The following is a 12,077-nucleotide window of genomic DNA, read 5'->3' as shown; positions in this document are numbered from 1 at the left end:
CCTGCACAGCCCACACACAGGTCGATCACACGGCCCCGACAGCGCCGCCCACGAGTGTTCGGTCCATGAGCCCCGTACTCACCGATCTCCCGGGCGTCGGCTCCCGGACCCCCGACAGCGCCGAAACCGCTCCCCTGCCGGTCCCGGGTCCCCGCGACCGCACGGTCCTCGACATCGTCGTCCCGGTCTTCAACGAGGAGACCGACCTCGAGCCGTCGGTGCGGCGGCTGCTCGACCACCTGCGCGAGTCGTTCCCCTACTCGTTCCGGATCACGATCGCCGACAACGCCAGCACCGACGACACCCCGGTCATCGCGCGCCGGCTCTCCGCCGCGCTGCCCGAGGTGCGGACCGTGCGTCTGGACCGCAAGGGCCGCGGCCGGGCGCTGCGCGAGGTCTGGTCGGCCTCGGACGCCGAGGTCCTCGCCTACTGCGACGTCGACCTCTCGACCGACCTCAACGCCGTCCTCCCGCTCGTCGCGCCGCTGGTGTCCGGGCACTCCGACCTCGCCATCGGCACCCGGCTGGGCAGGGGATCGCGGGTGGTGCGCGGGGCCAAGCGCGAATTCATCTCCCGGTCCTACAACCTGATCCTGCGCGGCGCGCTGTCCGCGCGGTTCTCCGACGCCCAGTGCGGCTTCAAGGCGATCCGTTCCGACGTCGCCCGCGAGCTGCTCCCGCTGGTCGAGGACACCGGATGGTTCTTCGACACCGAGCTGCTGGTGCTCGCCGAGCGGGCCGGGATGCGGATCCACGAGGTCCCCGTCGACTGGGTGGACGACCCGAACTCATCCGTCGACATCGTCGCCACCGCGACCGCCGACCTCAAGGGCGTGTGGCGGGTCGGTCGCGCGCTGGCCACCGGCGCGCTCCCCCTGGCCGACATCCGCGCCCAGCTCGGACGGGCCCCGCTCGCCCCGACACCGGTGCCGGGCGTGCCGCGGGCGATGCCGTTCCAGCTGGCCCGCTTCGCCGCGATCGGGGTCGCCAGCACGCTGGCCAACCTGATCCTCTTCGTCGCGCTGCGCGGGCTGATGGGCGCGATCGCGGCCAACGTCCTGGCGCTGCTGATCTGCGCGGTCGCCAACACCGCCGCCAACCGCCGCTTCACCTTCGGCGTGCGCGGCCGCGACGGCGCCGCCGTCCACCAGTTCCAGGGCCTGATCGTGTTCGGCATCGGTCTCGGCCTGACGACCGGGGCGCTGGCCCTGCTCGGTGCGTTCGTGCCGGGCGCGCACCAGGCCGCCGAGGTCGTGACGATCGTCGTCGCCAACGCCGTCGCGACCGTCGTCCGGTTCGTGCTCTTCCGCTCCTGGGTGTTCCGGCGCTCCGCCGCGGCACCCGCCACCACCTCCCCGCAGGAGATCGCAGCCTGATGGCCACCACACTCGACACCGGAGCCGCCCGTGGGCACGCGGGCGGCTCCGGCCCCGTCTCCCCCACCGCGGTCCCGGCCCCGCCGGAACCCGGCCGTCGCTCCGGACGCGAGTGGGCGGCCCTGGCCGTCCTGCTCGTGGGCACCGGCGCGCTGTACCTCTGGAACCTGGGCGCGTCCGGCTGGGCGAACTCGTTCTACGCCGCCGCGGTGCAGGCCGGGACCCAGAGCTGGACCGCGTTCTTCTTCGGCTCCCTGGACCCGTCGAACGCGATCACCGTCGACAAGCCGCCGGCGTCGCTGTGGCCGATGGAGATCGCGGGCCGGATCTTCGGCTTCTCCTCCTGGAGCATGCTCGTCCCGCAGGCGCTGATGGGCGTCGGCGCGGTCGCGCTGCTCTACGCCGCCGTCCGCCGGGTCGCCGGTCCGGGCGCCGGGCTCCTGGCCGGTGCGGTGCTCGCGCTGACGCCGGTCGCCGCGCTGATGTTCAGGTTCAACAACCCGGACGCGCTGCTGGTCCTGCTGATGGTGGCGGCCGCGTACGCCACGACGCGGGCGGTGGAGAAGGGCGACAGGGCGGCCGGGACGCGCTGGCTCCTGCTGGCCGGGCTGGTCATCGGGTTCGCGTTCCTGGCCAAGAGCCTGCAGGCGTTCCTGGTGCTGCCGGGCCTGACGCTCGCCTACCTCTGGGCGGCGCCCGGGTCGGTGCGCCGACGGATCACGCAGGTGCTCGGGGCCGGTGTCGCGATCGTCGTCGGCGCGGGCTGGTGGCTGCTGGCCGTCGCGCTGTGGCCGGTGTCGTCGCGGCCCTACATCGGCGGGTCGACCGACAACACCCCGCTCGAGCTGGCCTTCGGCTACAACGGCCTGGGCCGGATCTTCGGTGAGAGCCGCGGTGGTGGTGCGCCTGGAGCCGGTGGCGCCGGGCAGGCCGGTGGAGTAGCCGGTCAGGCGGGTGGCGCGGCCGGTCAGGCGGGTGACGCCGCTGGTCAGGCGGCCGGCGTTGCGGGCACGGCACCGAGCGGGATGCCCGGGGCGGGCGGCCTGGGTGGCATGGCGGGCGGTCCCGGTGGGATGCCCGGTGGTGGCGGCGCGATGTTCGGCGGTGAGCCGGGCCTGCTGCGTATGTTCACGTCCGCGTTCGGCACCCAGGTGAGCTGGCTGCTGCCGGCCGCGCTGGTGCTGCTCGTCGTCGCGATCTGGCTGACGCGACGCGCGCCGCGGACCGACCGGACCCGCGCCGGGCTCCTGCTGTGGGGCGGCTGGACCGTGGTCACCGCGGCCACGTTCAGCTTCATGAGCGGCATCATCCACCCCTACTACACGGTCGCCCTGGCACCCGGGATCGCCGCACTCGTCGGTATCGGCGGGGCCATCCTGTTGCGGCACCGGTCCGTGCGGCGGAGTGGCGATGCCCGGTCCGCCGAAGCTCCCGGCACCGGGTCCGCCGACGCCGTTCTCGCCCGCGTCGTCCTCGCCGTCGTGACGGCCGGGACGGCGGTGTGGGCGTTCGTGATGCTCGGCTGGTCGGCCGAGTTCCTGCCGTGGCTGCGCTGGCCGGTGCTGGTCATCGGGGTGCTCACCGGACTCGCGTTCCTGATCCCGTCCGGACGTCGCCGCTGGGCCGCGGCCGTGGTCGGGGCGGCCGTAATCGCCGGGATCGCCGCACCGGCGGCGTACGCGGCCCAGACCGCGGTCACCGCCCACAACGGCTCCATCCCCACCGCGGGCCCGGCCGTGGCCGGAGCCGACGGCGGTATGCGCGGCGACCGCCGCGACCGCACCGGACAGGCCACGGACGGACAGACCGGCCGGCTTCCCGGTGGTGCCGCACCCACCGGCACGGCACCCGGCGGAACCGGCCAGCCGGACGGCGGCGCACAGGCCGGTCCGGCGGCGGGTACGGCGTCCGGCGCCACGGGTGGCATCGGCGGCGGAACGGGCGGGCGCATGGGCGGCCCCGGGGCTGAGGCGACGAGCGCCGAGCTCGTCACGCTGCTGCAGCAGGCCGGGACGCGCTGGTCCGCGGCGACGATCGGGTCGCAGGGCGCGGCGTCCATGCAGCTCGCAAGCGGTGACGGCGTCGCGGTGATGGCGATCGGCGGGTTCAGCGGCAGCGACGCCTACCCGACGCTGGAGCAGTTCCAGTCCTACGTCCACGACGGGCAGATCCGCTACTTCGTCAACGGCGGCGGTGGCGGCCGCCCGGGCGGTGACCGCGGCGTAGGAGCCCAGATCACCACGTGGGTCTCCGAGCACTACACGGCGACGACGGTCGGTGGCCGCACCGTCTACGACCTGAGCTCCCCGCCACGCTGATCCCTGCTTCGCACGGGAAACGGTGGTCTCGCACGTGACATGTCGCGTGCGAGACCACCGTTTCGGCTGCGAGGTGGTTTCCACGGCCGGACCCGATCGACGTCGCACAGGTTGGCGGGTCCTCGCACAGGTTCGAACCCGTGCGAGGACGCCGGAAGGTGTGCGAGGTCGATCGACGCACTTCGATCGCAGGCCTAGCCGTCATCCGAGATCCTCGGGCGGCCCGATCCCACCCCCGCCGCCACGGTGTGACGACCCCATCACCGGAACGTGACGCTCACCGGGTCGACGTCGGCGCCGGCCCCTCGAGAGTCACGAAGCGGTCGCCGGGACGACCATGACGTGACGCCGGGCCCGGCCGCCCGTGGCCTTCCGCTCCACACCGACGCCGGGGTGGGGGCTGACCGTCGAGCGTCACCCGATGGCTGTGCGGACCGCCAGAACGTGACGCCCGGGTCGGCCGTGGGCGGCGAGCGCCGAGGCCGAGGCAGGGTCCCGAGCCTCACCGTGGGCCCTGGCGGGCCCGGGTCCGCGGCGCACCCGGTCCGCGGACCCGATCCGTCCCGTCCACCCCCGACCAGCCCGACTTCGCACAGGTTGTCGGGTCCTCGCACAGGTTCGAACCTGTGCGAGGACGCCGGAAGGTGTGCGAGGTGGCTGGACCTACCGGACCGGTAGGGCGCGTCCGGGTGACCGGAGCGCCGCCGTTCGGCACAGTGGTGGGTATGACGACCGTGACCTCCGACCCGCGTGCACTCCCGCTGCGGCCACCGGCGAACCAGGTGGACCCGCGGGCCGTGCGCTGGTGGCAGCTGCGCGCTCTGCCGTACCTGCTGGTCCTGGTCGTGGCGCAGGTCGTCGGCATCGTGGTGTTCGGTGGCACGACGGCGGTCTGGCTCGGCGTGACGCTCGCGGTGACGGTGGTGACCGGGATCGGCTACGAGCTCGTCGTCCCGAAGCTGTTGTTCCGGCTGCACCGCTGGGAGATCACCGACGAGGCCGTCTACACCCTGTCCGGCTGGCTGGTCCGGGAGTGGCGGATCGCGCCGATCTCGCGGGTGCAGACCGTCGACACCGAGCACGGACCGTTGCAGCAGATCCTGAAGCTGGCCACGGTCACCGTCACCACGGCGTCCGCGCGGGGCCCGGTCAAGATCAGCGGTCTCTCCGCCGACGACGCCGCGGAGCTGGCCCGCACGCTGACCGAGACCACCCAGGCCCACCCCGGGGACGCGACGTGACCGAGCCCGCCCCGGCGGCCGCGGCGCCGGTCGCGCACCCGGAGATCGAATGGCGACGGCTGCCGCCGAAGATGCTCGTCGTCGCACCGGCGTCGATCCTGCTCAAGTTCATCCCCGCGTTCGTCGTCGTGCTGCTGTTCGGCGGCAGCGAGAGCCCGGTCAAGATCTGGATCACGGTCGCGATCGCGGTGTTCGCCGTCGCGGCGGGGCTGATCCGCTGGCGGACCACCCGCTACCGGATCACCCCGGAGCGGGTGGAGCTGCACAGCGGCCTGGTGAGCCGCCAGCGCCGCTCGGTGCCGCGCGACCGGATCCGCACCGTCGACCTGACCTCGACGTTCCTGCACCAGATGTTCGGTCTCAGCGTCGTGAAGGTCGGCGCGGGCCAGTCGTCGACGGCGGGCAAGGACGGGCAGGGGCTCGACCTGGACGCCGTCTCCGGCGCCGAGGCCGAGCGCCTGCGACGCGAGCTGCTCGCCGTCCCCGCCCCGGCGTCCGACGCACCGGCCACCGGACCCCCGGCCACCCGGACCCCGGAGACGGAGCACGTCACCGCGACCGAGCCGATCGAGCTGGACCGCCTGAGCTGGTCGTCGCTGCGCTACGCCCCGCTGACGGTGTCCTCGCTGGCCGCCGTCGGTGCCCTCGCCGCGGCCGGCTGGAACCTGGTCAACGAGGCCGACATCGACCCGCGGACCCTGCCCGGCGTGAGCACCGCGACCGGCGAGCTGTCCACCGCACCGTTGTGGGCGGCGATCGGGGTCGGGATCGGTCTGCTGCTCCTCGTCCTCGTCGCCGGCGCCCTGGTCCTGTTCACCGAGCGCTGGTGGAACTTCCGGCTCACCCGCGAGCCCGACGGCACGCTGCGGGTCCGCCGCGGCCTGCTCACCCAGCGGTCGCTGTCGGTCTCCGAGCAGCGCCTGCGCGGCGTGACGGTGGCCGAGCCGCTGCTGGTCCGGCTCGTCGGGCGCGGCGCGCAGGCCGGCGCGCTGTCGGTCGGGCTCGGCGGGTCCGAGGGCAGCGACGGCGGCGGCGGCGCGCTGCAGCCGCCGGTCCCGGCCGCGCACGCGCACGAGGTCGCGGCCGTCGCGATGCGCTCGTCCGAGCCCGTCACCGACGTCGCGCTGCGGGCGCACCCGGTGGCCGCGCGCACCCGGCGGCTGACCCGCGCCGTCGTGCCCGCCCTGGTCGTGATCGCCGCGGCGTGGGTGCTGGGCGGGGTGTGGGACCTGGCCTGGCTCGGCCCGGTCTCGCTGGTGCTGCTGCCGATCGGGGTGCTGCTCGCCCTGGACCGCTACCGCTCGCTGGGCAACCGCCTCGACGAACGGTTCCTCGTCTCCCGGCAGGGCTCGCTGGTCCGCAGCACGGTCGCCCTGCAGCGTGACGGCGTGATCGGCTGGCGGATCCGGCAGAGCGTCTTCCAGCGCCGTGCCGGCGTCGTCACCCTCGACGCGATCACCGGCGCGGGGGCCGGCGCCTACGAGATCCTCGACGTCGACCCGGCCGTCGCCGTCGACCTCGCCCGCTCCACCACCCCCTCGGCACTCGACGCGTTCGTCCCCGGCGGGCATTCGACGCAGAGCCCCTGACCGCGGGTTGCTCTACCGTCGGTGGTCCGGCCCCCGCACACGGGACGCCGGACGCGTCGAACCCTGATCGGGGTCTGCACCCATGTCCGGTCCACCGCCCGACCCGGGTGAGACCCCGTCCGACGACGCCACCACCGTCACCGCCCCGAAGGACAGCTCCTGGTCCGACGGCATCGCGCTGTCGGCGTCGGCCGGGCTCAGCGCCGTCGCCGGGATGCTCACCTGGGTGATCGCCGCCCGGCTGGTCTCGCCGACGACGATCGGTGAGGTCTCGGCGTTCGTGTCGGCGTTCCTGCTGGTCGCCGGGCTGACCGAGTTCAACCTGGGCGTCGCGCTGATGCGCTGGGTCCCGGCGGCCGGGCGCCGCACCACGGCCGTGATCACCCGCAGCTTCCTGGCCGCGGCGGTCGCGTGCGCCGTCGTCGCGCCTGTCTACCTCCTGCTGCCCGGTGCCGACATCATCCTGTCCGCGGCCGGCGGCGGACCGACGGCGGTGGCGCTGTTCGCCCTGGCCACGATCGGCTGGGGGATCCTGCACCTGACGGACTTCGCGTTCGTCGCGCTGGAGCGCCCGTGGTGGTCGGTCGCGCGGAACCTCGTGCTGGGCGCCGGTCGGATCGTCATCCTGCTGGTGCTGGGCGCCGGCGTCGCCTCCACCGACCTGGTCTGGGCGTGGACCGGTCCGATCACGCTGTGCGCGGTCGTGTTCGGCGTCGCGGCGGTCGTGCTGGCGGGGCGTCGCTCCCGGGCCGCGACGAGCGCGCCGTCGGCGCTGCCCGGACGTCGTCAGGTCCTGGCGTTCCTCGGCCCGACCTGGGTCGGCACGCTCGGCCTGGCCCTGCTCTACAGCCAGGTGCCCCTGGTGGTCACGTTCCGGTTCGGGCCGGAGGTCGGCGGCGGGTTCTTCATCGTCTGGCAGGCCATCACGGTGATCGACATCGTGGCGACGTACTTCGTCAGCTCGCTGGCCGGGACCGTCGCCCGCGAACCGCACCGCAGCACCGAGCTCGCCCGCACCGCCCTGCGACGGCTGCTGGTGCTGTTCCTGCCCGCGCTGGCCGTCGGCGCGCTGCTGGCGGAGCCGCTGCTGGCGATCTTCGGGCCGAACTACACCTACCTGGCCGGGGCGCTGCGCATCCTGCTCGCGGCGGCCGCGGTCCGCCTCGTCGTCGTGCACACCCTCGGGGTGCGCCAAGCGGTCGGCGACGCGGTCGGCTTCGCCCGGCCGAACATCGTCATCGCCGCGACCACGATCATCGCCCTGATCCTGCTCCCGGCTGGGCTGGGTGCGGTCCCCACCGTCGTGGCCTGGGCGTTCCTCGGCCTGCAGGTCGTCGCCGCGGTGACGCTGCTGGTCACGCAGCGCTCGCGGGCCCGCACGGTCCCGGCCTTCCTGCGCCCGGGCCCGGACACCGCGGCCGAGAGCTGAGCTCAGCGACGCCGGCGCGTACCGAACAGGCTGCGGGTGATCTCCCGCCCGGCCGCGCTGGCCGCCGAGCGCATGAACGACTTCGCCGCCGGCGAGGAGATGATGTCGCTGAACCAGCTCGAGCCGCCCTGCTCCTCGGCCGGGGGCGGCGGGGGCGGCGGTGCGTCCGCCGGAGCCGGCGGGGCCTGCTGCTCCTGGGCCTGCTGCTGGGCGGCCATCCGCCCGGTCAGCGTCTCGTAGGCGGACTCGCGGTCCACCGTCTCGCCGTACTTGGCCCACAGCGGCGACGCGTGCGCGGCCTCGGTGACCGCCTCCGGCCCGATCGCGGCCATGAGCGAGCGCGGGGCCCGCAGCCGGGTCCAGGCCACCGGCGTCGGGGCGCCGGTCTCGGACAGCACGGTCACCACCGCCTCGCCGGTGCCCAGCGAGGTCAGGGCCTCCTCCAGGTCGTAGACCTTGGAAGTCGGGTAGGTCTTGACCGTCTTCGTCAGCGCCTTCTGGTCGTCCGGGGTGAACGCCCGCAGCGCGTGCTGCACGCGGGCGCCGAGCTGGGACAGGACGTTGTTCGGGATGTCGGTCGGCAGCTGGGTGCAGAAGAACACGCCGACGCCCTTGGACCGGATCAGCTTCACGGTCTGCTCGATGCGCTCCAGGAACGCCTTCGACGCGTCGTTGAACAGCAGGTGCGCCTCGTCGAAGAAGAACACCAGCTTCGGCTTGTCCAGGTCACCCGCCTCGGGCAGCTCCTCGAACAGCTCGGCGAGCAGCCACATCAGGAACGTCGAGAACAGCTTCGGGTTGGCCGACTGCTCGGCCAGCTCCAGCAGCGAGACCACACCCTTGCCGTCGACCACCCGCAGCAGGTCGGCCGGGTCGAACTCCGGCTCGCCGAAGAACGCCTCGCCGCCCTGGGCCTCCAGGTTGACCAGCGCCCGCAGGATGACCCCGGCCGTCGCCGCCGACACCCCGCCGATGCCCTTGAGCTCGGCCTTGCCCTCGTCCGAGGTCAGGTGCTGGATGACGGCGCGCAGGTCCTTGGTGTCGAGCAGCGGCAGCCCGCGCTGGTCGGCCCAGTGGAAGATCAGGCCGAGCGTCGACTCCTGGGTGTCGTTGAGGTCGAGGACCTTCGACAGCAGGATCGGGCCGAACTGGGTCAGCGTCGCCCGGATCGGGATGGCCGCGCTCTTCTCCCCCAGCGACAGGAACTCGACCGGGTACGCCGTCGGCGTCCAGTCGTCGCCGGTGTCGGTCGCCCGCTGGTCGACCTTCGGGTTGTGCTCACCGGCCCGTGCGAGACCGGACAGGTCCCCCTTGACGTCGGCGAGCAGCACCGGGACGCCGGCGTCGGAGAGCTGGCCCGCCAGTCCCTGCAGGGTCTTGGTCTTGCCGGTACCGGTCGCGCCGGCGACGAGACCGTGCCGGTTCAGCGTCGCGAACGGGATCCGCACCTTCGCGGCCGGATCCACGACGCCGTCGACGAGCACGGTGCCGAGTTCGAGGGCCGAGCCCTCGGTCGCGTACCCGGCGGCGATGGTCTGAGCTGGGGTGTTCTCGGCCACGGGTCCAGAGGCTAGGGCATTTCCACCGTCCGTGGCCGCGCGGCTCACCCCGTGGACCGGCCCTTTCTCACCTAGGCTGCGCGAATGACCGACCGGCTGGTGTGGATCGACTGCGAGATGACGGGGCTCGACCTCGGGCGTGACGCCCTGATCGAGATCGCGGCCCTGGTGACCGACGGCGAGCTGAACGTGCTCGGGGACGGCGTCGACGTCGTCATCTCCTGCACCGAGGCCGAGCTGGAGGGGATGCCCGAGGTCGTACGCAACATGCACGCCAAGTCCGGGCTCACCGAGGAGGTCCGCGCGTCGACGGTCACGATCGCCGAGGCCGAGAAGATGGTGCTGGACTACCTGCGCCAGCACGTACCGGACCCGGGCACCGCCCCGCTGGCCGGCAACACGATCGCCACCGACCGGGCGTTCCTGGCCCGCGACATGCCGGAGCTGGACAAGCACCTGCACTACCGGATGGTCGACGTCAGCTCGATCAAGGAGCTCGCCCGCCGCTGGTTCCCGCGGATCTTCTACGCGAAGCCGGAGAAGGGCCTGGCGCACCGCGCGCTGTCCGACATCCGCGAGTCGATCCGCGAGCTGGCCTACTACCGCCGCGCGCTGTTCGTCGCCCCGCCCGGACCGAGCACCGAGCAGGCCCAGGCCGCGGCCGCCGAGGTGGCCGGAGTGGCCGCCCCACCTGCGGGAGAGTCGTGACCGGTACCCGCTCGCACCGGTCGCGGGCGGCCGGTTAAGCTTATCCGGCACGCCGGTCGAGAGGCCGGTAGGCATGGTGGGTGTAGCTCAGTCGGTAGAGCACCTGGTTGTGGTCCAGGGGGCCGCGGGTTCAAGTCCCGTCACTCACCCGGTCGCCACCCCGGTGATCGAACCCGGAACAGGACATGTTAATGTTCTCCGGGTCGCGATCACAAGGGATTCGATGCGACTAGCACGACATATCTGAATATGCGCCGTTAGCTCAATGGCAGAGCAGCTGGCTCTTAACCAGCGGGTTCGGGGTTCGAATCCCTGACGGCGCACCGAGACAGGAACTGCCCGCGAAGCAATTCGCGGGCAGTTCTCGTTTCCGGTCCCGGTCTCTTTCGGGCGGATCCTCTCCACAATTCTGTGGGTGTCGCCCCCGGATCGTTGCCCTCGTCCCACGGCGCCACGCACCCTTCGTCCCATGACGACGGACACGTCCCGGACCACTGCACCGGCCTCCTACGGCAACCGCTGGTACTACGTCGTGATCGCCGTGTCCCTCGGCATGCTCTCCCCCGTCCCGTTCGCCCACGCCGCGATCCGGATGCGGGGTGCCCGGGCGCGGCTGTGCTGGGTCTGGACCGCGCTCTACACCGCCGCCGTCGTACTCGCCCTGGTGCTCAGCTCGGTGGCGTCGACGAGCTCGGCGCTGCCCGCGTCCGAGCGACCCACGCCCTGGGGCGGGTTCCTGATCCTGACGATCATCATCGTGGCGCTGGTGCACGTGACCGCCGTCCGGCGTCAGGTGTGGTCGGCGACCCGCCCGCCGGACGAGGCGGTCGGGGTCGTGCTGGCCGCGCGGCGGCGCCGCGAGGAGGCCCGGCGGATCCTCGCCCGCGACCCGTCGATGGCCCGTGAGCTGCGGATCGGACGTCCGGACCTGCCGCGCACCTTCGACGACGGCGGGCTGGTCGACCTCAACTCGGCACCACCCCTGGTGATCGCCGACGCGTGCGGGATCGACCCCGCGATCGCCGTCCGGATCGTCGAGACCCGCCGCGTCACGGGAGTGCCGTTCGCCGCCGTGGACGACGTGTTCAGCCACGTCGAGATCCCGGTCGACCAGTGGGACCGGATCCGGGAGCGCGCCGTCGTCGTCGGCTGAGCCGTACCGCCGGGTGACGATCATCGCCTCGGCTGCGACCCCGGACGTCCGAGGCGCAACGATGTCGGTCATGACGCGCGCCGACCACCTCACGTTCCTGCGACGGGCGATCCGGCGCCCGGACCTCCTCGCCACACCGTTCGTCACCGGCCCCCGGCTGGCGCGCGACATCGCGAAGGTCATCCCGCGGGGCTCGTCGAGCACCGTCGTCGAGCTCGGCGCGGGGACCGGCGCGATGTCGGACCCGATCCGCGACCGCCTCGCGCCGGACGCACGCCACCTCGCCGTGGAGATCGACCCGGACCTGGTCGCGCACCTGCGGACCTCGCGGCCCTGGCTGGAGCTGGTCCACGGCGACGCGCTCGACTTCACCACGATCCTCGACGACGCCGGGATCGGCACCGTCGACGTCGTCATCTGCTCGCTGCCCTGGGCCCTGTTCCCCGCGGCGCAGCGCCGGGCCCTGCTGCGCGACATCTCCGGACGGCTGGCCCCGGACGGCGCGTTCAGCACGATCACCACGTGGATGGCGCTGCCGGGCCGGGTCCGCGACCTGCGCGGCGCCCTGGGCGACGTGTTCGACGAGGTGGTGGAGACGGCGACGGTCTGGCTCAACCCGCCCCCGGCGCGGCTGTTCGTCTGCCGGCGCCCGCTCGTCCCGCCATCATCTTGATGAGCAAGATACTTGATGAACGAGCTATAGT

At 73.1% G+C, this 12,077-nt stretch carries 9 protein-coding genes and 2 tRNA genes; 10 read left to right on the top strand and 1 reads right to left on the bottom strand.

Annotation, left to right across the window (positions count from 1 at the left end; all coding sequences use genetic code 11):
- Nucleotides 1-65 precede the first annotated feature (65 nt).
- The 5 genes from EV383_RS06840 to EV383_RS06820 all read left to right on the top strand — a co-directional run bounded on the left by EV383_RS06840 (nt 66) and on the right by EV383_RS06820 (nt 7,953).
- On the top strand, nt 66-1,376 hold the full coding sequence (locus tag EV383_RS06840) for a bifunctional glycosyltransferase family 2/GtrA family protein (protein ID WP_130289119.1): 1,311 nt from the start codon (nt 66-68) through the stop codon (nt 1,374-1,376).
- A complete protein-coding gene (locus EV383_RS06835) occupies nt 1,376-3,694 on the top strand; it encodes an ArnT family glycosyltransferase (RefSeq protein ID WP_130289118.1) in 2,319 nt (772 codons plus the stop codon). Before EV383_RS06840 ends, EV383_RS06835 begins: the two co-directional genes overlap by 1 nt.
- A 725-nt stretch (nt 3,695-4,419) precedes the next feature.
- On the top strand, nt 4,420-4,935 hold the full coding sequence (locus tag EV383_RS06830) for a PH domain-containing protein (RefSeq protein ID WP_130289117.1): 516 nt from the start codon (nt 4,420-4,422) through the stop codon (nt 4,933-4,935).
- Nucleotides 4,932-6,524: a PH domain-containing protein gene (locus EV383_RS06825; RefSeq protein ID WP_130289116.1), complete on the top strand. Its 1,593-nt coding sequence runs from the start codon at nt 4,932-4,934 to the stop codon at nt 6,522-6,524. Before EV383_RS06830 ends, EV383_RS06825 begins: the two co-directional genes overlap by 4 nt.
- Nucleotides 6,525-6,606: 82 nt before the next feature.
- Nucleotides 6,607-7,953, top strand: a complete 1,347-nt coding sequence (locus tag EV383_RS06820; RefSeq protein ID WP_130289115.1) for a lipopolysaccharide biosynthesis protein — start codon at nt 6,607-6,609, stop codon at nt 7,951-7,953.
- 2 nt (nt 7,954-7,955) lie between these two features.
- On the opposite strand, the gene EV383_RS06815 is transcribed toward EV383_RS06820, so the two are convergent.
- Complete coding sequence (locus EV383_RS06815; protein WP_130289114.1) at nt 7,956-9,512, bottom strand: helicase HerA-like domain-containing protein; 1,557 nt, start codon at nt 9,510-9,512, stop codon at nt 7,956-7,958.
- 84 nt (nt 9,513-9,596) lie between these two features.
- Between EV383_RS06815 and orn the strand changes: the two genes are divergently transcribed.
- The 5 genes from orn (at nt 9,597) to EV383_RS06790 (ending at nt 12,046) form a co-directional block, all read left to right on the top strand.
- Nucleotides 9,597-10,220, top strand: a complete 624-nt coding sequence (gene orn / locus EV383_RS06810) for an oligoribonuclease (RefSeq protein WP_130289113.1) — start codon at nt 9,597-9,599, stop codon at nt 10,218-10,220.
- A 76-nt stretch (nt 10,221-10,296) separates the two neighbouring features.
- Nucleotides 10,297-10,369: transfer RNA gene (locus tag EV383_RS06805), tRNA-His, on the top strand.
- 102 nt (nt 10,370-10,471) lie between these two features.
- Nucleotides 10,472-10,543 (top strand) — tRNA-Lys (locus EV383_RS06800).
- Nucleotides 10,544-10,689: 146 nt separating this feature from the next.
- The gene (locus EV383_RS06795; RefSeq protein WP_130289112.1) at nt 10,690-11,373 is read left to right on the top strand and encodes a hypothetical protein; all 684 of its coding nucleotides are present in this window, start codon (nt 10,690-10,692) and stop codon (nt 11,371-11,373) included.
- Between the two features lie 70 nt (nt 11,374-11,443).
- Nucleotides 11,444-12,046, top strand: a complete 603-nt coding sequence (locus tag EV383_RS06790; RefSeq protein ID WP_165438261.1) for a class I SAM-dependent methyltransferase — start codon at nt 11,444-11,446, stop codon at nt 12,044-12,046.
- Nucleotides 12,047-12,077 lie beyond the last annotated feature (31 nt).

It is taken from the genome of Pseudonocardia sediminis, assembly GCF_004217185.1.
Lineage (GTDB): Bacteria > Actinomycetota > Actinomycetes > Mycobacteriales > Pseudonocardiaceae > Pseudonocardia > Pseudonocardia sediminis.
The sequence above is the reverse complement of the archived record's forward strand: the minus strand, read 5'-3'. Positions and strand labels throughout refer to the sequence as shown.